The sequence below is a fragment of the Flavobacterium sp. W1B genome (assembly GCF_047344965.1).
In the GTDB taxonomy this organism is placed as follows: domain Bacteria; phylum Bacteroidota; class Bacteroidia; order Flavobacteriales; family Flavobacteriaceae; genus Flavobacterium.
In genome coordinates this window covers 2,602,344-2,624,902 of sequence record NZ_CP178845.1, presented here as the reverse complement: position 1 = coordinate 2,624,902, position 22,559 = coordinate 2,602,344, and the positions used below count along the sequence as shown (strand labels likewise).

The following is a 22,559-nucleotide window of genomic DNA, read 5'->3' as shown; positions in this document are numbered from 1 at the left end:
TGAAGGCTTATTTATTGTTTAATTAAGATACTCTTTTTCAGAAGGCAATTCATAAATTTTTAAGTCGAAATAACCTACGGCTGCAATAACATGATCAAAAATGTCGGCCATAATGTATTCATAGCTTTCCCATTTTTTGTCACTTGTAAATGCATAAATTTCTAAAGGAACTCCATGAGAGTCTGATTGCAATTGGCGACAAAGCATCAGCATCTCTTGGTTTAGAGCTGGATGATGGCGTAGATATTCAATTACATATTTTCGAAACAAACCTAAATTAGTAATATTTCGACCATTGATTGGAATTGATTTATCAATAGAATTGATATTATTAAACCGGTCTATTTCTTTTTTTCTGGTGTCAATATAAGTACTGATAAGTTGAATTTTCTTCAAATTATCCAATTCTGCATCATCCAAAAAACGAATACTACTTGTTTTTATAAGAATGTGCCTTTTAATTCGTCTTCCATTAGATTTAAACATACCTCGCCAGTTGCGAAAAGAATCCGAACTCAAGCTATAGGTTGGAATCGTAGTAGTGGTATTGTCAAAATTTCGAACTTTAACCGTGGTTAAATTAATTTCGATTACATCACCGTCAGCACCAAATTTTTCCATTGTAATCCAATCACCAATTCGAACCATATCATTTATAGAAACCTGAACGCTGGCTACAAATCCTAAAATAATGTCTCTGAAAATCAAAATAATCAAAGCCGAAACAGCTCCAAAAGTAGTCAAGAGTTCTCTACGATCAATATCAAATATTTTTGAAACGATCAATATAATTCCCACCACCCAAAGCACGATCATGATTACCTGAATAAAGCTATCAATAGGTTTATCGCTATATCGAGGTTTTACTTTTAAATAATCCCTCAATGCATTAAAGACGGTTCGTATGATCCATAAAATCAGAAATACAATATAGATACCTACTAATTTCCCGAAAACATCTTCCCAATATTCGTATTTATCCAGAATTATCGGTACAGATTTGTAAATAAATAATAACGGGATAAGGTGTGCAATGTATTTTGCAGTTTTATTGGATACCAATAAATCATCAAAATTGGTTTTGGTTTTTTTTGCTACAAATACAATTATGGTAACCAAGACGAGTCGGAAAACCACATAGATACCGTAAGCCAAAAAACACAGCAGGGTAATGTTTATAAATAAACTTAAATAAGAGGCAAAATTATATCCCAATCCCCATTTTCTAAAAATGGGGTAAAGGAAAGTGAAAATTTGCTCTATGAATTTATACATTCTTTAAATATTTCTTATCGATATAAAAAGTGCCAAAAGGTACAAGAGAAGCTAATAAAATAATACCTAAGTTTTTAAAATCCCAATTTTGAACGTTTTTTAATAAAACAGCCAACAAAACATATCCTATAAAAAGTACGCCGTGACCCATTCCTATAGGATACAGCAACATTTTGTATAAATCAATGTGTGTAGGCTTGATTAAAAGCATATTAGCAAATAAAACCAAATAGGATATTCCTTCTAGAATCGCGGTAATCTTGAAAATCTTAAGCATTTAATTTATTTTTAGTAATAATCGACAAAATTAGACAATAACATTGATTTTAGAAGCATTGAATCTAAAACTAATTTACTTTAAAAGTTAAATTTTGATCGCTGATAATCTGAATTTTAAAAAGATGCAGTCACATCAAATTAAAGAGTATGTTATAGAATAATTAAAAGTCGAATTAAAACATAAAAACCAAGTATTAAGTTGGTTTTTATGTTATTTATAAATTTTGATTTTTAAGAAAGCAAATGCTTACTAACATATTGACAACTTGTTTTTACAGATTCTATTGGGTTGGGAACATAATTAGTTTCCTGTTCGACAAAAAAATGTTTTACTCCAGAAAGGTTTGCTTCGGCAAAAATGGACTTAAAATCTATTTTTCCGTTACCAATTTCGGTATTCCAATCCGGGTTTTTTGTGTCCATATCTTTTACGTGCCACATCGTAAAACGCCCCGGATTTTCCTTAAATAGTTGCAAAGGATCATTTCCGGATCGTACAACCCAATACAAATCCAGTTCAAAATCGACCAATTTTTTGTCGGTTTCATTCAACAAAATTTGATAACCAGTTGTATTATCATACTGCATAAACTCAAAAGCATGGTTATGATACCCCAGTTTTAGTCCAGATTTTTTGCATAAAACCGCTGCTTCATTTATTTTGGCGGCAATTTTTTTATAATCATCGGCACTTTTTCTGAGAGATTCCTCTAGCCAAGGAATTGTTATGTATTGGCTTCCTAATATATTAGCGGCTTCAATCGTTTTTTTCAAAAGATCAGCGTTTCCGTCTTTAAAAAATGAACCAAAATCATAATGACCACTCGGAGATTTTAAACCATTATCGGACAAAATGGTTTTAAACTCTTTTACAGGAGTACCAAAAAAGCCGTTTTTGGCTGAAAAACCATAGGTTTCCACTTCTTTAAAACCCGCTTTGGCAACTTGTTCCAAAACCATTTTTACATTAGAAGGAAAGCTCTCACGCAAAGTATACAATTGTAATCCTATGTTTTTATTTTTGCTGCTGAAAGCCAATGAAGGTGCCAATGCTATTGCGCCCAGAGCCAATCCGCTGTTTATTAAAAAAGTTCTTCTTTTTATCATTGATCGTAATTGTTTGTTTTTAAATATTGCAAATCGCAATCGCTTTTCTTAAAGAATCTATCTTGTTTGGATTCTTAGGAATAAATTCTTGTGCTACATAGCCTGTAAACCCTGTTTGTACGATTGCCTTCATGATGGCTGGGTAGTTTAATTCTTGGTTTTCGTCAATTTCGTTTCTACCGGGAACACCAGCGGTGTGATAATGTGCTATATACTTATGATTTTCCCTGATTGTTCGTATTACATCTCCTTCATCAATTTGCATGTGATAGATATCATAAAGCAACTTGAAATGTTCCGAATTAAGGCGTTTGGCCAGCTCAACTCCCCATTTTGTAGTGTCACATTGGTAATCTTTATGGTCTATTTTACTGTTTAATAATTCCATAACCAAGACTACATTATGCTTTTGAGCCAAAGGAATCAATGCTTGCAATCCTTTTACACAGTTATTCCAGCCTTCTTCATCAGTTTTTCCTCTTTTATTTCCGCTAAAGCAAATCAAATTCTTGTATCCGGCTTTGGCAACCAGTGGAATCATTTCGGTATAGTTTTTTATCAAGGTTTCATGAAATTGTGGATCATTGAAACCGTCAACTAAATTGATTTCTGCCCCGCTACACATCGCAGACATAAGTCCATGTTTTTTCAAAATAGGCCAATCATTTGGTCCAACTAAATCGATAGCCGAAATCCCTATTTTTTTGGCTTCGATACATAGTGTTTCAAGATCAATACTGCTAAAACACCATCTGCAAACGGAGTGATTAATATTTCCTTTTAAAATTTCCATATTTTCTTCATTAGAATTTGCCATAGCAGAAAATCCTAATGGAATGTTTAATGCTACCGCTCCCGCCACAATATTTTTTATGACAGACCTTCTGCTTAAATTAGAACTCATTTTAATATAATTTAGATTGTTGGAATTTCAGTTTTATTATCATTTTTAAATAAAAGGGCAAAAAGTAAAAATACCACTAAGGAAATACCGGCAGGAATTACCCATACCATTTCCCAATCGATTGCCCCATCAAGGGTTTTGTAATTATCGGTAATCCATCCTGCAACTCCAAAGCCAATCAACATTCCCAGACCATAAGTTGCAAGTGTTATTAAGCCTTGGGCAGCACTTTTGTATTTTTCGCCGGCTTTTGAATTAGTATAAATTTGACCTGAGACGAAAAAGAAATCGTAACAAATACCATGTAAAGCTATTCCAATAATGAGCATAAAACTCAAATCGGCACCATTGCCGTAAGCAAAGAGAACATAACGAAGTGCCCAAGCCAACATGCCAACAAGAATGGTCTTTTTAAATCCAAAACGAACAAAAAACATTGGAATTAACAATAAAAATAGGGCTTCGGATATTTGCCCGATAGCCATTTTTCCTGTAGGATTTTCGATTCCAGCATCAGTCAAAAACGGATGCGCATTTTGGTAATAAAAAGCCAAAGGAATACAGATCAGAATGGACGAAACAAAAAATATTGCAAAATTTTTATCTTTTAATAATTTTAAGGCGTCAAAACCGAGCAAGTCACCGATTTTTATTTTTTCTGTGGAAGCAACTTTTGGAGGCGTTTTAGGTAAAGTAAAGCTGAAAATTCCTAGCATAAAAGCTGCAATTCCTGATAAAAGAAAGGTGTTTTTGAGTAATCCTTGAGAAATAGCTTCGGCAGAATCCCAATGAAACAAAAAGCTAATCGATAATCCGGCTAAAATCCAGCCAATTGTTCCCCAAACCCTGATATTTGCAAACTCTTTTTCTGGGTCTTTCATTTGATTAAAGGCAACTGAATTTACTAAAGCCAAAGTTGGCATGTATAAAATCATGTAACTCAAAACGTAAGTGTAAAAGATGCCTACTTCATCCGACTGATACATTTGATACATCAAAAAAGCGCCAATAAGATGAAGAATTCCCAAGATTTTCTCCGCATTAAAATAACGATCAGCAATTAAACCTATAATAAAAGGAGCTATGATGGCACCCCAAGATTGGGTTGAAAAAACAGAAGCTATTTCTGATCCGGAAGCTTGTAAATTGTTCCCCAAGAAGGTGCCAAGTGTTACAAACCATGCGCCCCAAATAAAGAATTCGAGGAACATCATCAATGATAATTTGAATCGGGTAGTAGTATTCATTATTTTTTGGTTATTTTTTTTGGTAGTTAATAGGGCAAACATTTTTTTACCAATAGAAATCGAGACTATGTGGTAAAATTTTAAAATTTACTTTTGTTGGTTTAGTATATTAAGGACAGTTTTTACATTCCATTTTCGCAACCCGTAGTTATATCCATGGTATTCCATTCTTTGATCATGATATTTCTGTACCAAACATGATCGCCATGGTCTTGCAAAGCAATTTTTCCGGTTTTGAAAGTTCCAAAATCTTTCCAAGTAGCAAACTTGCTTCCAGCAACCAAAGATTTAAAATTATCGTCCCAAAGCACCGTTTCAACTACAAAGACGCCGTTTAAAACCAAAGTTAGCTTCCCGAATTTGCAAACTATTTCGGCAGTATTCCATTCTCCTACAGGTTTCGCAGCCGCTTTAGAACTTTTTATTAAATCATATAAATCACCCGCTGCATGTTTGGTTATTTTTCCGTCAGGATGTCCGTCATCGTCCAAAACCTGCATTTCTAAGCCAGTAGAATAGGTGTTTGAGTATTTTTCTAAATCTTCATTTACATAAAAAATAATACCGCTATTGGCTTTGGCAGCAACTTTCCATTCTAATTTTAAATGGAAATTTGTGTATTCTTGATCGGTGACAAGATCTCCACCTTGACCATTTTTTGCGGCAGTAGGATCAAAATGCAAAGTTCCATTTTCTACTTTCCAAGCAGATCCCACAGTGGTTTTTCCGTAATTGTGCCATCCTGTGGTGGTTTTTCCATCAAATATTGGTTTGAATCCTTTTTGAGCGTGTGTTGTTTGAATCAAAGCCATTAACATTAGTAGTGTGCAAATATTTTTAATCATAAGTATCGGTTTTAATGTTTAAACAATAGTTAATTCTCGTTTATAAAGTTAAATTCGACCATCCTTCGCGATAGTCACGTTTTACAAACTGGTTTACATCATCAAAATTGGTGATTTTCATATTCTTGTTGTCCCATAACAATTTTGCCGATCGACCAGGGTAAACATCTTCACCCAGTATTTCTTTGTGGATATCATATCCTCTAATAGCTAAATTTGCCATTAAAAGCGCTTCGGTTAAAGGACCGGCAATCTCAAAAGGCGAGCTTACTTCCTGCTTTCCATAACCTGCAATAGATGCTTCAACCCATTGACTATAATGTCCATCAGCACCGCCTTTTACTCGGGAGTATTTTTGGGCTACTTTGATGTTCTCATTCCGACTTATAGGAAGCAAACGAGGATTCAATCCGTAGGTGTCACACATCATTTTTCCTTTGGTACCAATGAATAAAGTTCCATTACCACCGTCGCCAAAAATCTCATTTGGCTCTAATTCTGATGGTCTTTCAGGCTGGATTCCGCCATCCATCCAATGTAATGTTACGTCGCCTTTGGTTTTATCCGTCTTTGGAAAAGTCAAAGTAACGTGACTAGAAGGAGGACAGCTATCCGGGAAATAGCCTCTTTTAAATTCATCAACATATACTGATCCCACACTACATTGAACATCCTTTGCATACTTCAAATTTAATATGCTAAATGGGGTTTCGATCAAATGACAGCCCATGTCTCCAAGAGCACCAGTGCCATAATCCCACCATCCGCGCCAGTTGAACGGGACCAATTTATCTACATAATTCTTTTGAGGAGCAGTTCCTAACCATAAATCCCAGTCTAATTCTTTAGGAATTTCTGCTGCTTTTGTAGGCCAAGGAATCCCTTGTGGCCAAACCGGACGATCTGTCCAGGCTTTAACAGTATGAATATCACCTATTAAGCCTGCTTCGTACCATTCTTTCATGATTCGAGTACCGTCATTTGACGAACCTTGATTTCCCATTTGGGTTACCACTTTGTATTTTTTGGCTGCTTCAGTCAGAATACGAGCTTCATAAATATCGTGCGTAAGTGGTTTCTGCACATAAACATGCTTGCCTAATTGCATGGCTGCTAAGGTTTGAATGGCATGGTTATGATCCGGTGTTGAAACCGAAACGGCATCAAAATTTTTATGTTCTTTGTCTAACATTTCACGCCAATCCTTGTAAAACTTGGCTTTTGGAAATGCATTTACACTTTTTACAGCTCTTCGGCTATCAACATCACATAAAAAAGCAATATCGGCTTTCCCGCTTTTGGCAAACATAGCAATATCAGACTGACCTTTTCCTCCAACACCAATACCAGCGATCAGCAAGCGATCACTCGGTGCCACAAAACCTCTTCCCAAAACATGACGGGGAACAATCATAAATGCCGCAGCTGCAATAGCTGTTGTTTTTATAAAATCACGGCGGTTATTCGCGATTTTATTTCCTTTTTCGTCTTTTTCCATTTATATTTTAAAAGTTTGGTTGGTTAGTTAATAAATGTATTGGAACAAATAGATTATTTTTTCAACGATAAAATGTATTTCGCTATTGTCTTTGCCTCGTCCTTTTTCATAGATGCATGCGCTCCCATAGGAATGCTTCCCCAAACGCCTGAGCCACCTTTGATGATTTTATTGGACAGATAAGAAATGTTTTTCTCATTGGCAGCATATTTATTGGCAATTTCCAAATAGGAGGGACCAATCAGTTTCTTGTCCATTTTATGGCAGCCAATACAATCTGACTTAGCTATTAATTTTTCGCCATCTGAAGATTGTAGAACAATGTCAACTTTACGTGTGTATTTTTCTTCTGCATTTTCTTTCGAAAATGAGCTTAAAGTAATAATGGTAATACCTAAAAGCAAATAATTAAATTTCATGTATTTGTGTTTTTATAATCCTAAATTTTTTTTGTTAAAAGCCTGATTGACTTCAACAGCTGCAAAGTCATCAAACGCTTTATCGGTCACTTTTATAATATGATTTTTAATAAACTCGGCACCTTCTCGTGCGCCATCTTCCTGGTTTTTCAGGCAACATTCCCATTCCATCACGGCCCAGCCTTTATAATCATATTGCGCCAATTTGCTAAATATGGTTTTAAAATCTATTTGTCCGTCACCGGGAGAACGATAGCGCCCTGCACGGTTTATCCAGTTTTGGTATCCTCCGAAAGTTCCTTGTTTTCCCGTAGGGTTAAATTCGGCATCCTTAACATGGAAGGCTTTGATTCGTTCGTGATAAAAATCGATATACTGGATGTAATCCAATTGCTGTAAAACAAAATGCGAGGGATCATACAGAAGACAGGCTCTGGAATGATTTTTTACTGCTTTCAAAAACATTTCATATGTTTCTCCGTCAAATAAATCTTCGCCGGGATGAATTTCGTAACAAAGATCAACACCATTTTGGTCAAACTCATTTAAGATTGGCAACCAACGTTTGGCCAATTCGGCAAAACCATCTTCCACCAAACCCGGAGGCCTTTGAGGCCAAGGATGAAAATATTGCCAAAGCAAAGAACCGCTGAAAGTCGCATGGGCATTCAAACCCAAATTTTGGGAAGCTTTTGCGGCATATTTCAATTGTTGTACGGCCCATTCCTGTCTTGCCTTTGGTTTTCCGTGGACTTCTTTTGGAGCAAAAGCATCAAAAAAATCGTCATATGCGGGATGAACCGCTACTAATTGCCCTTGCAAATGCGTTGATAATTCGGTTATTTCTAATCCGTAAGAAGCGATTTTTCCAGCCAATTCATCCGCATAGGTTTTACTTTCTGCGGCCTTTTGCAAATCGATGAATCGAGTATCCAAAGTCGGCATTTGAATGCCTTTGAAACCTAAATCAGAAGCCCATTTACAAATTCCGTCCAAAGAATTAAATGGAGCTTTATCACCGATAAACTGTGCTAAAAAAACGGCTGGTCCTTTTATTGTTGTCATTTTTATTTTAAATTTTAAAATCAAACCACTTTTGTTCTGATTTGCCCGAAGCGATTACATTTTCTATAAAAGCCATCCCTCGAACTCCATCATCAACAGATGGGAAGTCGAGCATTTCCGCGCTTGGTGTTTTCCCTTCCAAGATAGAAGATAAAGTCAAAGCAAAATTTTTGTATAAATTGGCAAAAGCCTCGAGATAACCTTCGGGATGACCGCTCGGCGTTCGGGTATTAGCCATAGCATTATTTGATAAATAACTATTTCCGGTTCTGTAAATCTGTGTTGGTACGTCAGGCCATTTAATTATCAAAGAATTCGGTTCCATCTGATGCCATTCTAGGCCTCCTTTTTCGCCATAAATTTTTATTTTCAGTCCGTTTTCTTCTCCGGTTGCAATTTGTGTGGCAACCAATATGCCGTTGGCGCCGTTATCAAATTTCAGCAGTACATTTCCGTCGTCATCCAATTTCCTGCCTTCAACGACAATGTTGATATCGGCACACATCTGAATAATTTTTGTACCCGAAATATATTCTGCAAGTTGAGCTGCATGAGTACCGATGTCTCCCATGCAACCGCTGATACCGCTTTTGGCGGGATCTGTTCGCCAAATTGCCTGCTTGTTTCCTTCATTTTCAAATAAAGAACTCAGCCAGCCTTGGGTATATTCGACCATTACTTTTCTGATTTTTCCCAATTCATTGTCGGCTACCATTTTTCGCGCTTGTTTCACCATCGGATAGCCCGAGTAGGTGTGTGTCAGGCACAAAATGAGTCCGGTTTCGTTAACTTTTTGCTGCAATTGCTTGGCCTCATCTAAACTTAAGGTCATCGGCTTATCGATTAAAACATGAAAACCGTGATCCAAAGCCATCATAGCTGGGGCAAAATGTGCGAAATTAGGGGTGACGATAGTCACAAAATCCATGCGTTGCCCAGCCGTAAGACCGCTTTCCTTTACAATCATTTCTTGGTAAGTTGCGTAGCATTTTTCTTCGGGCAGGAATAATTCCTTTCCCGATTCCCTCGAAATTTCGGGATTTGAACTAAATGCTCCGCAATGTAATTCGACCAAACCATCCATGTTGGCGGCAATACGATGGATTGCCCCAATAAAAGCATTTTTTCCGCCACCAATCATGCCCATTTTTAATTTTCTCATAGCATTTGGCTCACTAAAGATTACCTTTTTTTAATTCTTTTACCGCATAATCACAGGCTCTTGCGGTTAATGCCATAAAGGTCAAAGACGGATTTTGGCACGCAATCGAAGGCATGCAAGAACCATCGGTAACAAATACATTTTTCACTTCATGCATCTGGTTCCATTTATTCAAAACAGAATCTTTGGGATCATTCCCCATCCTTGCTGTTCCCATTTCGTGAATTGCCATACCCGGATAACAATCATTGTCATAGGTTCTCACGTTCTTGATTCCTGATGCTTCGAGCATTTCTGCGGCATCATTCATCATATCTTCGCGCATTTTTGCCTCATTTTCTTTGAATTCGCAGTCAATGGCTAAAATAGGCTGTCCCCATTTGTCTTTTTTAGAATGATCGATGTAAACCCTGTTTTCATAATAAGGCAACATTTCACCAAATCCACCTAATCCCATGCTCCAGCTATTGCCGGGAAGCGACATGGTTTCTTTAAAATCACCCCCAAAAGCCAATTCGGCAACTTCTTTATGCCAAGCTCCTCTGCTGGCTCCACCCTGATAACCAAAACCTCTGAGATAATCTCTTTTGTCATTTCCAACGTTTTGGTATCTTGGAATATAAATTCCGTTTGCCCTTCTTCCGTAGGTGTATTTATCTTCAAAACCTTCGGCTGTTCCTTCGGCACCACAACGGAAATGGTGATCCATTAAGTTATGTCCTAGCTGTCCGCTGGCATTTCCCAAACCATTAGGATGCGCTTCGGAGGTAGAATTCAACAATAAAAAAGTAGAACCTAAAGTTGATGCGTTCACGAAAACGATCTTTGCGTAAAACTCCATCGTTTCATTGGTTTCGGCATCAATCACCATGACGCCTTTTGCTTTTTTGGTGTCTTTATCGTAAATAATGTGGTTGACAATAGAGTAGGGTCTTACCGTTAATCTTTTGGTGGCAACCGCCGCCGGCAAAGTAGAAGACTGTGTGCTGAAATATGCACCAAACGGACAACCACGACTGCATAAACTTCTGTATTGGCAACTTCCTCGACCTTTGTGAGGAACTGTTAAGTTTGCGGTACGACCAATGGTCATTAATCGGGTATTATTGTAATGCTTTTCTAATCTTTCTTTTACAGATTTTTCAACGCAATTCATGTCCATTGGAGGTAAGAATTTACCATCTGGTAAAAGAGGCCAGTTCTCGGCTTGCCCGCTAATACCGGCAAACTGCTCCACATAATCATACCAAGGTGCTATATCTTTGTAACGAATAGGCCAATCATTTCCATGTCCGTCCTTTACATTATCTTCAAAATTATGTTCGCTGAAACGGTAACTTTGACGTCCCCACATCAAGGATTTTCCGCCCACATGAAAGCCTCTGTACCAGTCAAAGCGTTTGTCTTCGGTATAAGGACATTCTAAATCATTTACCCACCATTTTTCTGTAGCCTCATTATAAGGATAATCCCTACTTTGTACAGGATGGGTTCTTTTTTGTTCTTGTGTAAGCCGTCCTGCATGTTCAATCTCCCAAGGAGCTTTCATTGCCGAATCATAATCTTTGATGTGCTCGATGTTCATCCCTCGTTCGAGCATTAAAACTTTTAATCCTTTTTCGGTTAGTTCTTTTGCGGCCCAACCTCCACTAATTCCTGAGCCTACGACAATAGCATCGTAGGTATTTTGCTTTTTTAAATTGGAATTTATATTCACTTTTACTTCATTTAAATATTTATAATAAAAATCAGCAGTCCAATAGACAATATTCTAGGTTGCCCAAGCTTTTTGTCCTGGTTTATAATCTGCGTTGCCGTCATATCTTCCGGGAACTGGAAGGTATTCTCGGGCTTGGGTACAACCAATTTCAGATGAAAAATAACCCAACAAAGTCAAATCTCTAGTTATCATAAAGAAAGAAGGTTTCTTCCCGTTGGCAATTGCCTCGGCAGTTAAATCAGTCATTAACTTATGGCGTTCTGCGGCATTCAGCGAAATAAAATCCTTGTTGAAATCTTTTTGACATTTTGCCAGCATTTCTTTCATGCCGGAAGCAAAAAGCTGTTGCAAATTAGCAGGATAACAATCCCTGACCATCATGGGAATAAAATTGCCAACTCCGGCTGCTTTTGCTCCAAGGGAAGATTTAGTTGTTGGAATGATAATATCTGCGAATTCGGCTAAAATTTCTTCATCGGTGGCAGAAAAAGAGACTTGATTTTTTTCACTTTCATAGACTCCAAAATTTTCAAACAAAACCCCCATTGTACTTGAGGAGATCGCCGTTCCCAATAAAAAGGCCACATTTTTTAGTGCTTTACGTCTGTCCATTGCTGATTTATTAGTAATTCTGTTTAATATTATGATATTTAATAATTATTAAAATATTACAATAATAAATAAAAAACTGACATATTCTCTTTTTTACTATTAAAATTAGATGTTAATTAAATAATTATTAGTTATTATAAAGAAAACATCTCAAAATTTCAATTCGCTATGTCAATCGTCGATCAAAAAAGAATAAAATGCAATTTAAGGAAGCTTCCTTAAACAAAATCCCTAATTTTATATCAGTATTTTATCACAAAAAAACGTTTTAGTAAAATTTATTCGTCTTAATACGCTTCAAAAGCAAATTATTTAGAAAAACCCAATCTTAAAAAACACAATTCGTAATTTAAGATTTCTGATTTTTATCAAATGAATTGATAACTATAAAGTATTAGCGTTGATTTTTGCGGTATTGAATCTAAAAGTAATTTACTTTTGTATTCTTAAACTTTGATTATGAGTAAACGGGATTTAAAAAAATACATCAAGGAACTCAATAAAGAGCAGCTCGAAGAGCAAATTATCGAATTGTATGAAAAATTCAGCCCCGTAAAAGTCTATTATGACTTTGTTTTCAATCCCAAAGAGAATATTCTTTTGCAGGAATGTAAAATCAAAATTTCTAATGAGTATTTTCCAATAAAAAGTGGTGGAAGTCGCAAAAAGCCGAAAATGCGTCGTTCTGTGGCGCAAAAATACATCAAGCACTTTATGGTTTTGGGTGTGGATACCTTTCTTATTGCCGATGTGATGCTTTATAATATCGAAATTGCACAAACTTTCTCTGCCGGACATACGATAAAACAGGAATTATTTTTCAAAAGCATGCTCAATTCCTTTGAACAGGCGGTTCAATATTTAATTAGCAACGGGATTCTGGCTGATTTTAAATCAAGGATAAAATCGATTCAGAATGAAGCTTTTGAGCAAAAATGGAAAAACAAATCCGAGTTTAAAATGATAATTGAACGATTGGAATATTGACCCCATAATTTAATTTTATTTAATCACTCCCTATTTTTTAAATTAAAAACAACGGAATAACTCTTTTTTAGACGTATTTTTGCAAAAATCCAAGAAAAAACAATGTTTGAAAATACTATAGAAATAGAAAAAGAAGACAGAAAAGAACTTTATGCTTATCAACAAGGAGATATTGATGCTATATTTGAACGTATAGATAATGCTCAACAAAATCATCATTTGTTATATCAATTGCCTACTGGTGGGGGAAAAACGGTGATATTCTCAGAAATTGTACGTCGCTATTTGTCACAACACGATAAGAAAGTGGTTGTTTTGACCCATCGAATTGAGTTATGCAAGCAAACCTCTAAAATGTTGAAAGGTTTTGGCGTAAAAAATAAAATCATCAACAGTAAGGTTAAAGATTTTCCAGATCAAAACGAATATTCTTGTTTTGTGGCGATGGTCGAAACTTTAAAAAACCGTATCAATGATGATAAACTGCAACTGGATAACGTTGGATTAGTAATTATCGATGAGGCACATTACAACTCATTCCGAAAATTATTGACCTCTTTCTCCAACTCTTTTATTCTAGGTGTTACGGCAACTCCTTTGAGTTCAAACATCAAGTTGCCTATGAACGAAAGCTACAACGAACTAATAGTAGGGGACACGATCAGTTCTTTGATTGATAATGGCTTTTTGGCAAAAGCAACTACTTATAGTTATGATGTAGGTTTGACTTCGCTAAAAGTAGGGATTAACGGAGATTATACCGTTAAATCTTCGGATGATTTGTACACCAATATGGCCATGCAAGAGAAATTATTGCATGCTTATACCGAGAAATCATTGGGCAAAAAAACATTGATTTTCAATAACGGGATCAATACCTCTTTATATGTTTATGAAACTTTTAGAGAAGCGGGTTATCCTATTCGTCATCTAGACAACACCAGCAGTAACGAGGAACGGAAAGATATTTTGCATTGGTTCAAATACACTCCCGATGCCATATTAACCTCTGTGGGGATTTTGACCACCGGTTTTGATGAACCTACGGTAGAAACCATTATTTTGAACCGAGCCACAAAATCGTTGACATTATATTACCAAATGATTGGTCGTGGTTCCAGAAAATTACCTAATAAAGACAACTTTACCGTTATCGATTTAGGAAATAATGCCGCTCGTTTCGGTCTATGGAGTGAGCCTGTAAACTGGCAACACATCTTCAAATCGCCTGAGTTTTATCTAGAAAACCTGCGAGATGATACTGAGATTGAAATGTTTTTCAAATACAGTATGCCGCCGGAATTGAGAGCCAAATTCAGTAAAACTGCCGATGTAACTTTTGATGTCGATGAAGAACACAAACTCATCATCAAACAAAATTTGCGTTCCAAAGTAGTTTTGGATAAATCCCTAGAGCAGCATGCCGCCATGTGCGTAGACAATACCGAAACCTTGCAGGAAGCGAAATCTTTATCCAAGGAATTAGACAATGATATCGATTGCCGCATCAAACGCTATTCAAAATGTTTGAGCCAATGCAGTAAAAACTACCGCGAATGGCTTATTGACGATTACAAACTAAAAATGACCTTATTGATTGGGAAAAAGTATCGTGAGAAAATCATGAACGAACCCGATGATGAATAAGAATTTATATAAGGAGCTAATCCCGCTGTACACTGTATCTGTTGTGGCAAAACTCGCCACAACAGGATGCCGTTTCCATCGGGGCTAAAACCAGAATACAAAACAACTATTTTTTATAAAATAATAAATCCAAAAACATGTCAAAACAATTCACTGATTTAGGAATTTCGGCAGCCGTACTAAAAGCGATTACCGAATTGAAAATTGTTGTGCCTACAGAAATCCAACAAAAGGCAATTCCGTTACTTTTGGAAAACAAGACTGATTTAGTGGGACTTGCCAAAACAGGTACAGGAAAAACGGCAGCTTTTGGATTACCCATTTTACAATTAATAGACACAAAATCAACTGCGGTTCAAGCCGTTATCTTGGTTCCTACACGCGAGCTGGGACATCAGATTTTTAGAAATTTGGAAGATTTTGCAAAATACTTGCCCGAAGTTTCTATTGCGGCTACTTGTGGCGGAATCCCAATAAAACCACAAATCGAGCGATTAACAGCGCCAACCCATGTTTTGGTGGCAACTCCTGGACGTTTGATTGATTTAATCCAGCGCAAAGCAATAAACCTGAAAGAAACCAAATTCCTTGTGCTCGACGAAGCCGACGAAATGGTGACAATCCTTAAAGAAAGCCTGGATGAAATTGTTGCCGAATTGCCTAAGGAACACAAAACATTATTGTTTTCGGCAACCATGCCGGGAACCATAAAACAACTGATTCAGAATTATTTGCATAAAAATGTGGTTCAGGTCAGCGCAAGCATGGAAACCGTAGGAAATCAAGGAATTGATCATGAATATATTGTCGTGGATCCTATCGAAAAACTCGACGTTTTGATGCATTTCTTGAATTCTAGAGAAGGCGAGCGTGGAATCATATTTTGCAAAACCAAAGCCGCGGTGAATAAACTAGCCAAAAATCTGGCAATCAACCGTTTTTCATCGGGAGCCTTGCACGGAAGTTTATCACAAGGAATCCGAGATCGTATCATGGAGCAATTTCGCGAAGGCCATATTAATATATTGGTGGCGACCGATTTGGCGGCGAGAGGAATAGACGTAAAGGAAATATCCTATGTAGTCAATTACCATTTACCTGATGTTTATGAAGCTTATGTTCACCGTAGCGGAAGAACGGCAAGAGCAGGAGCAAAGGGACTTTCGTTGACGGTACTGCAACCGGAAGAAGTAGTAGAAATTGCCGATTTTGAAAAAGAACTGGGAATCAAATTCAGCGAATTCAAAAAACCTAGTGCGCTAAGCATCGAGGAAAATAATACCCTTTTGTGGGCGAAACAAATCTTCAAAACCAAACCCAACCATGAAGTGGATGCGGAATTTAAGAACAAGATAAAAACCGTTTTTCATCACCTAACCAAGGACGAATTGATCGAAAAACTGTTGGCCAATTATTTGTTGCAAAACAAAAACGAAGCAGCCGAAAAACCAGAAAAAAGACAAAAAAAGAAATAGTAGTTTTTACCTCAAAATAATAAACCATTGTAAGAACTTGAAGAAGATGCGCAATGGTTTTTTGTTTTTAATAATATTGTTTATGATTAAGAGAAAAATTCTTTATATTAGATATTATTTAAAAATTAGCCTTCCGTTTGGCGTAATGCAGAAAACCACTACAAGTTAAATCTTTAATACATTTTTTTCATATGAAACTTGAAAAAATGAAACTAATTAGACTTTATCCAAATGAAGAATTTAAAGAAATAATAATTGAGGATAAACTAAAATTACGTTACGCAATTTCCAACAAAGGAAGATTAATTAGCTTTGTTGATAACATAAAATTCGGAAGGGAATTAAAAGGTGGAATGACTGACGGTTACAAAATGTTCAAATATAAAATTTACACTGATGGAAAAATTAAAAACAAACATCTTTTTGTTTCTAAACTTGTAGTAAAATATTTCCTCCCAAAAACTTCTGATTTACAAACTTACGTTTTACATTTAGACAGAAAACGTGATAATGATGACTACAGAAATTTGAAATGGGCAACTAAAGAAGAAATGGCTGAACATAGAAGAAATAGTCCATTTGTAAAACAAGCCAAAATAAATTTAATTGAGCATAACTTAAACTCGAATGGAAGAAAACTTACCGTCACAAAAGTGATGCTTATAAAAAAAATATTGGCAAAACCCGAACAAACAACAAGATTAAAAATGATTGCGAAACAATTTGGCGTAAGCGAAATGCAAATCAGAAGAATAAAATCAGGCGAAAATTGGAGCCAAGTCAAAATCTAAAAAAAACGAACGGTTAACAGCTTTTTGGTAAGATGGGATTTTAGGCTAAATTTATAGCTGGTTTTCTACTTGCAAAATTTATGCTTAATGAAAAAAACTCGCTTCTTTAATCCCAAACCACGGCAAGAACCAGAACCTTGGCAGTAATTTTACCGCAGCGTCGGAAAATCTAACATTTATCAATAGAAGCTAAAACAAACAGCTAAAATGTCTTTATTCTGATAGAATTAAATCGATATGTTAAATTTATTTAAATGTAAGTTAAATAGCGTTAAACTAATTTTTTAATAAAAAAAAAGTCTTTGATTTGTCTTAAATAACTTAATTATTTAAATATATGAAAAAAATTTTATTAGTAGCTGTTATCACAGTTTTAGGATTAGCAAATGTTAATGCTCAAGAAATTAAATTTGGTATTAAAGGAGGTTTAAACTTTGCATCTATTAGCGGAGACAATACAGAAAATGTTGATCTTGTAACGGCTTTTAATTTTGGTGTTTTAGCAGAAATACCTATTTCTGAAAAATTTTCTTTTCAACCTGAACTAATGTATTCTGGCCAAGGATATAGTTTCAATGATGATACAATTGCTTTAAATTATTTAAACATTCCTTTAATGGGAAAATACTATTTAACAAAAGGATTTAGTCTTGAAGCTGGACCGCAAATTGGGTTTTTAATGTCTGCTAAAAATGATAAGACAGATATAAAAGATTCGTTTAGTACAGTTGATTTTGGTGTTAATTTTGGCTTAGGTTATAAACTTAACAACGGACTTAATTTTGGTGCAAGATATAATCTAGGATTAACCGATATTAATAATTTAGATAACTCTTCAAATAAAAATAAAAACGGAGTATTTCAATTATCTATTGGTTATTTCTTTTTCTAAAACTTAATAATTTCAGCACTCTTATACCCAAGTCTATTAACTTGGGTTTTTTGCATTTTTTTGAAAAGTTAGCTGAATCTAGAAATAAATTTGCGTTCCTATATTTTTGAAGTATAAAGAGTTAAAATATTCGTCAAAAGGAATTATATTTTCTATTTTTATAATATAAAATTCAAAGCTATGAAACTTTTCATTTCCATACTTTTTTCAATATTCTCAATGGCTTTTTCTTTCGCTCAGGATAACAAGCCTGGAAAAGCAATTATAAAAACGAACATTTCTTGTGATCATTGCAAAGCTTGCGAAACTTGCGGAAAAAATTTCCAGTCAAATATGCTGAAAATTAAAGGCGTAAAAATGTACGAGCTTGACGAAAAAGCGATGACAATAACAGTTTTTTACAGTGTTAAGAAAACAAATTTAGAAACTATAAAAACTGCAATTTCTAAAATGGGTTATGATGCTGATAACGTGAAAGCAGATGTTTTGGCTTACGAAAATTTAGATAATTGCTGTAAAAAAACATAAGCCAACTACTTTACTAAAAGTCAGGACAACAGGCCTAAAAACACGATCAAATATTATTTTGCCAAAAAAAGTTTAAATTGGTTTTGACTTTTAAATGATTATCGTAATATTGCAATATAGAATTTATAAAAATGGGAGCGACCAAAACAGAACATTTTACCGACAGACAAAACCAAATTGCGACAATCGCAAAAGCGTTGGGACATCCCGCCAGAATTGCAATTATTGAGTATTTAATGAAAGTAAATGAATGCATTTGTGGCGATATCGTAAACGAACTTCCGCTTGCTCAGCCAACCGTTTCACAACATTTAAAGGAACTAAAAAATGCAGGAATAATAAAAGGAAGCATCGAAGGAAACACAATTTGCTACTGCATTGACGAAAAAACTATTGCCATTTTGAATACTTATTTTTCAAAAATCATTCAAACAGTTACAAAAGCAAAATGCTGCTAGGCATTTTTTTAACCATATATATCGCAATATTGCATTTAAGCTATAAAGAAAAAAACAATGAAATTATCAGACGTAAAACAAATCTTGCCAACATTAGAAAATGTTGAATTTCAATTAGAAAACGGAACTTTTGTTCCTGAACATTTCCACGTTACCGAAGTGGGAATGATTACCAAAAATTTTATTGATTGTGGTGGTGTAATCCGAAACGAGAAAGTCGTAAACTTTCAACTGTGGAATGCTGACGATTTTGAACATCGTTTAAAACCAAACAAATTATTGAATATTATCAAACTTTCGGAAGAAAAATTGGGCATCGAAGATTTTGAAATCGAAGTGGAATATCAAAGTGAAACGATCGGTAAATACGATTTAGACTTTAACGGAAAAACATTTGTATTAAAGAACAAAACAACCGCTTGTTTGGCACAAGATGCTTGCGGAATTCCGGTACAAAAACAGAAAGTGAATTTAGCCGAGAGGAATAACTCTAGTTGTACACCTAATTCTGGATGTTGTTAAAAAAAGTGATGAAACCTAAACTAAAATTTCTCGACCGTTTCCTCACTCTCTGGATTTTCCTTGCAATGGCAATTGGTGTAGGCTTGGGGTATTTATTTCCAAATATTGCTACAATTACCAATTCAGTTACAGTCGGAACAACCAATATTCCCTTGGCAATTGGCCTAATATTAATGATGTATCCACCATTGGCAAAAGTAGATTATTCGCTTTTGCCAAGCGCTTTCAAAGATAAAAAAGTGATAACCATTTCGCTCCTTTTGAACTGGATTATAGGCACATTTCTAATGTTTATTTTAGCCGTTATTTTTCTACGAAATGAACCCGATTATATGGTTGGACTTATCTTGATTGGTTTGGCAAGATGTATTGCAATGGTGATTGTTTGGAGTGATCTAGCAAAAGGAAATCGGGAATATACTGCATTATTGGTGGCATTAAATAGTGTTTTTCAAATCGTATTTTACGGCTTTTTGGTTTGGTTCTTCATCAATGTATTGCCCAATAAATTGGGATTGGCAAATTTCAACGTTAGTGTACCCATAAAAGAAGTTACGCAAAGTATATTGATATATTTAGGAATTCCATTTTTGGCAGGATTTTTAAGTCGCCATTTTTTAATCAAATCCAAAGGGATCGAATGGTTCAATAGAAAATTTATTCCAGCCATTTCGCCTATCACTTTGTATGCTTTATTGTTTACTATTGTATTGATGTTTAGTATGAAAGGCGATACGATTTTAGAACTTCCTTTCGACGTTTTAAAAATTGCAATACCCTTAATTATCTATTTTGTGCTGATGTTTTTTGTCAGCTTTTTTATCAATAAATCATTAAAAGTTCCTTACGACAAAAACGCATCCATTGCATTTACCGCCACAGGAAATAATTTTGAATTGGCAATAGCTGTTTCAATTTCAGTATTTGGAATTCACTCGCCACAGGCATTTGTTGGCGTAATTGGTCCATTGGTAGAAGTGCCTGTTCTGATTTTGTTGGTTCGAGCAAGTTTATATTTAAAACAAAAATATTATCTATAATTATGACAAAAAAAGTATTAGTGCTTTGCACAGGAAACAGTTGCAGAAGTCAAATCGCAGAAGCTTATTTGAGACACTTTGCTGGCGACAAAACCGAAATTTATAGTGCAGGAATTGAAACGCATGGTGTAAACCCGAAAGCGATTGTCACAATGAAAGAAGATGGAATTGACATATCAAACCAAACTTCTAACAACATTGATGAATATAAAAATATTGACTTCGATTTTGTAATTACCGTTTGCGACAATGCCAAAGAACGTTGCCCATTTTTCCCGACAAAAGCACAAAAATTTCATTATAACTTTCCAGACCCGGCAAAAGCGACAGGAACTGACGAAGAAATTGCGGAACAATTTAGACAAGTAAGACAACAAATTAAAGACTATTGCAAAACATTTATTGATAAAAATCTGTAAAATACTGACACGAAATGCAAACGTATAACTCGCGTTTTGCTAGATTAGCGTAATTTTGAAAATTAGAAGACATTAAGCAAATTAAAATAACACTTTATGACAAATAAAAATATAAAAGAGTTGTCGCCAGAACAAAGTGAAGAACTACTCAGTACACTTAAAGCCCGTTTTGTGAAAAACATGAATCGCCATAACGGTCTTGAATGGGATAAAATAAAGGTCAGATTACAAGCTAATTCCCAAAAAGTCTGGTCACTCAATGAAATGGAAAAAACCGGTGGCGAACCGGATGTTGTGCGTCATGATACAAAAACGGGCGAATACATTTTTTTTGATTGTTCAGCAGAAAGCCCTAAAGGGCGCAGAAGTTTTTGTTACGATCGTGAAGCCTTGGAAGCAAGGAAACAATATAAACCGGAAAATAATGCCATTGATATGGCCGCAGCGATGGATATTGAACTTTTGACAGAGGAAGAATATCGCGAATTGCAGCAACTTGGTAATTTTGATACAAAAACGTCGAGCTGGATAAAAACACCTGCTGCTATCAGAAAACTTGGTGGTGCTCTTTTTTGCGATCGCCGTTATGACACTGTTTTTCTGTATCACAATGGTGCCGAATCCTACTATGCCGCAAGGGCTTTTCGGGGATCGCTAAGGGTATAATTTTAATAGACAGTTAATTTTATTTTTGGGGCTAAGCATGTGATTTAGAAGTAAGTGTCGATCCTATGGAAGCTATTACTACGCAAATAACAGACAATACCTCATAAAAAGACAGGTATTCTTGTAAAAATAACAAAGCACAGATAGAGGCTGCCGCTGGTTCTAAACTCATTAAAATGCTAAATGTACGGGCAGGAAGTTGACCTAGTGCTTTCATTTCTAATGTAAAAGGAATGGCACTAGACAAAAGAGCAAGAGCTATCCCTAAAGAAACAAATGTTGGCGTGAGATTATTGAATCCATTTCCTATAAATCCAAAAGGGATAATCAATAGCGAAGCAAAGAGCATTCCAGTTGCAACGGCTTCGCCACCTTTCATTATTTTTGAAATTTTCCCTCCCAAAACGATATAAAAAGCCCAAAAAAGTCCCGCTAATAAAGCAAATAGAATACCCAATAGGTCTATTCCGTTATTTGTCCAAGGGGCAATCAAAACAATTCCTGCCATGGCAAGAAGAATCCATAAATAATCGATGAGACGTTTTGATCCAAAAACAGCTACTAATAATGGACCTATAAATTCGAGTGTCACTGCTAATCCAATAGGAATTCTCTCTATTGCCAGATAAAAAATCAAATTCATTGCTCCTAAAGACAAACCATAAGGAATTACAATTTTCCATTGGTTTTTGCTGACCTTAAGCAAGTTAGGTCTAAAAACAGCTAATAATATGATTGCTGATATGCCAATTCTCAGGGAGGCGGTTGCCATAGCGCCGATAGCAGGAAAAAGACTTTTTGCAATTGCTGCACCTGACTGAACACTTAGTATTGCTAAAAGAACAGCAGGTATTGGCGGAATGTTGAGGAGTTTATGCTTCACTTATAATTTGGATATTACAGCACAAAATTACAAAATTTATATTCAAAGCTATATCTTAAATACTAAGTGTACAAAAACAATAATAAGGCAAGTACAATCCCGAAAGTTTTAACCCTTT

At 35.5% G+C, this 22,559-nt stretch carries 24 protein-coding genes; 11 read left to right on the top strand and 13 right to left on the bottom strand.

The annotated features are described in order from the left end of the window. Window positions 1–18 precede the first annotated feature (18 nt). The 12 genes from ACMDB5_RS11360 to ACMDB5_RS11305 form a co-directional block, all read right to left on the bottom strand. Window positions 19–1,275 (bottom strand): mechanosensitive ion channel family protein, encoded by a 1,257-nt coding sequence (locus tag ACMDB5_RS11360; RefSeq protein ID WP_413998374.1) that lies wholly within the window; start codon window positions 1,273–1,275, stop codon window positions 19–21. After that, window positions 1,268–1,552: a DUF3817 domain-containing protein gene (locus ACMDB5_RS11355; RefSeq protein WP_413998373.1), complete on the bottom strand. Its 285-nt coding sequence runs from the start codon at window positions 1,550–1,552 to the stop codon at window positions 1,268–1,270. Before ACMDB5_RS11355 ends, ACMDB5_RS11360 begins: the two co-directional genes overlap by 8 nt. A gap of 233 nt (window positions 1,553–1,785) precedes the next feature. Next, window positions 1,786–2,661 (bottom strand): sugar phosphate isomerase/epimerase family protein, encoded by an 876-nt coding sequence (locus ACMDB5_RS11350; protein WP_413998372.1) that lies wholly within the window; start codon window positions 2,659–2,661, stop codon window positions 1,786–1,788. Window positions 2,662–2,680: 19 nt separating this feature from the next. After that, a complete protein-coding gene (locus ACMDB5_RS11345; RefSeq protein WP_413998371.1) occupies window positions 2,681–3,565 on the bottom strand; it encodes a hydroxypyruvate isomerase family protein in 885 nt (294 codons plus the stop codon). 11 nt (window positions 3,566–3,576) lie between these two features. After that, window positions 3,577–4,812 carry a nucleoside permease gene (locus tag ACMDB5_RS11340; RefSeq protein WP_413998370.1) on the bottom strand — a complete coding sequence of 412 codons (1,236 nt, stop codon included), beginning with the start codon at window positions 4,810–4,812 and terminating at the stop codon, window positions 3,577–3,579. 122 nt (window positions 4,813–4,934) lie between these two features. Then, window positions 4,935–5,657 carry a DUF1080 domain-containing protein gene (locus ACMDB5_RS11335; protein WP_413998369.1) on the bottom strand — a complete coding sequence of 241 codons (723 nt, stop codon included), beginning with the start codon at window positions 5,655–5,657 and terminating at the stop codon, window positions 4,935–4,937. A 40-nt stretch (window positions 5,658–5,697) separates the two neighbouring features. Beyond that, window positions 5,698–7,155, bottom strand: a complete 1,458-nt coding sequence (locus tag ACMDB5_RS11330) for a Gfo/Idh/MocA family protein (protein ID WP_413998368.1) — start codon at window positions 7,153–7,155, stop codon at window positions 5,698–5,700. Between the two features lie 53 nt (window positions 7,156–7,208). Next, the gene (locus ACMDB5_RS11325) at window positions 7,209–7,574 is read right to left on the bottom strand and encodes a c-type cytochrome (protein ID WP_413998367.1); all 366 of its coding nucleotides are present in this window, start codon (window positions 7,572–7,574) and stop codon (window positions 7,209–7,211) included. Window positions 7,575–7,586: 12 nt separating this feature from the next. Then, window positions 7,587–8,639 (bottom strand): sugar phosphate isomerase/epimerase family protein, encoded by a 1,053-nt coding sequence (locus tag ACMDB5_RS11320; RefSeq protein WP_413998366.1) that lies wholly within the window; start codon window positions 8,637–8,639, stop codon window positions 7,587–7,589. Between the two features lie 7 nt (window positions 8,640–8,646). Continuing rightward, entirely contained in the window at window positions 8,647–9,801 is a 1,155-nt protein-coding gene (locus ACMDB5_RS11315; RefSeq protein WP_413998365.1) for a Gfo/Idh/MocA family protein, read from the bottom strand. A gap of 13 nt (window positions 9,802–9,814) precedes the next feature. Then, a complete protein-coding gene (locus ACMDB5_RS11310) occupies window positions 9,815–11,518 on the bottom strand; it encodes a GMC oxidoreductase (RefSeq protein WP_413998364.1) in 1,704 nt (567 codons plus the stop codon). 54 nt (window positions 11,519–11,572) lie between these two features. After that, window positions 11,573–12,133 (bottom strand): gluconate 2-dehydrogenase subunit 3 family protein, encoded by a 561-nt coding sequence (locus tag ACMDB5_RS11305; protein WP_413998363.1) that lies wholly within the window; start codon window positions 12,131–12,133, stop codon window positions 11,573–11,575. Window positions 12,134–12,592: 459 nt separating this feature from the next. On the opposite strand from ACMDB5_RS11305, the gene ACMDB5_RS11300 reads away from it, so the two are divergent. The 11 genes from ACMDB5_RS11300 (at window position 12,593) to ACMDB5_RS11250 (ending at window position 21,558) form a co-directional block, all read left to right on the top strand. Next, window positions 12,593–13,120: a DUF6155 family protein gene (locus ACMDB5_RS11300; protein WP_413998362.1), complete on the top strand. Its 528-nt coding sequence runs from the start codon at window positions 12,593–12,595 to the stop codon at window positions 13,118–13,120. Window positions 13,121–13,222: 102 nt separating this feature from the next. Next, window positions 13,223–14,767 carry a DEAD/DEAH box helicase gene (locus tag ACMDB5_RS11295; protein WP_413998361.1) on the top strand — a complete coding sequence of 515 codons (1,545 nt, stop codon included), beginning with the start codon at window positions 13,223–13,225 and terminating at the stop codon, window positions 14,765–14,767. A gap of 137 nt (window positions 14,768–14,904) precedes the next feature. Next, complete coding sequence (locus tag ACMDB5_RS11290; protein WP_413998360.1) at window positions 14,905–16,242, top strand: DEAD/DEAH box helicase; 1,338 nt, start codon at window positions 14,905–14,907, stop codon at window positions 16,240–16,242. A 191-nt stretch (window positions 16,243–16,433) separates the two neighbouring features. Further along, window positions 16,434–17,033 carry a hypothetical protein gene (locus tag ACMDB5_RS11285; protein ID WP_413998359.1) on the top strand — a complete coding sequence of 200 codons (600 nt, stop codon included), beginning with the start codon at window positions 16,434–16,436 and terminating at the stop codon, window positions 17,031–17,033. A 337-nt stretch (window positions 17,034–17,370) separates the two neighbouring features. Beyond that, window positions 17,371–17,925, top strand: coding sequence for a porin family protein (locus ACMDB5_RS11280; protein ID WP_413998358.1), 555 nt, complete (start codon window positions 17,371–17,373; stop codon window positions 17,923–17,925). Window positions 17,926–18,105: 180 nt separating this feature from the next. Beyond that, entirely contained in the window at window positions 18,106–18,453 is a 348-nt protein-coding gene (locus tag ACMDB5_RS11275; RefSeq protein WP_413998357.1) for a heavy-metal-associated domain-containing protein, read from the top strand. Window positions 18,454–18,584: 131 nt separating this feature from the next. Continuing rightward, window positions 18,585–18,911, top strand: coding sequence for an ArsR/SmtB family transcription factor (locus ACMDB5_RS11270; protein WP_413998356.1), 327 nt, complete (start codon window positions 18,585–18,587; stop codon window positions 18,909–18,911). Window positions 18,912–18,968: 57 nt separating this feature from the next. After that, window positions 18,969–19,433 (top strand): DUF6428 family protein, encoded by a 465-nt coding sequence (locus ACMDB5_RS11265; RefSeq protein ID WP_413998355.1) that lies wholly within the window; start codon window positions 18,969–18,971, stop codon window positions 19,431–19,433. An 8-nt stretch (window positions 19,434–19,441) separates the two neighbouring features. After that, window positions 19,442–20,473 (top strand): ACR3 family arsenite efflux transporter, encoded by a 1,032-nt coding sequence (arsB, locus tag ACMDB5_RS11260; protein ID WP_413998354.1) that lies wholly within the window; start codon window positions 19,442–19,444, stop codon window positions 20,471–20,473. A 2-nt stretch (window positions 20,474–20,475) separates the two neighbouring features. Beyond that, entirely contained in the window at window positions 20,476–20,892 is a 417-nt protein-coding gene (locus ACMDB5_RS11255) for an arsenate reductase ArsC (protein WP_413998353.1), read from the top strand. A gap of 96 nt (window positions 20,893–20,988) precedes the next feature. Then, window positions 20,989–21,558 (top strand): DUF4256 domain-containing protein, encoded by a 570-nt coding sequence (locus ACMDB5_RS11250; protein WP_413998352.1) that lies wholly within the window; start codon window positions 20,989–20,991, stop codon window positions 21,556–21,558. A 31-nt stretch (window positions 21,559–21,589) separates the two neighbouring features. Here ACMDB5_RS11250 and ACMDB5_RS11245 read toward each other — a convergent pair whose 3' ends face one another. Next, window positions 21,590–22,441, bottom strand: coding sequence for an EamA family transporter (locus ACMDB5_RS11245; protein ID WP_413998351.1), 852 nt, complete (start codon window positions 22,439–22,441; stop codon window positions 21,590–21,592). Window positions 22,442–22,559: the final 118 nt, after the last annotated feature.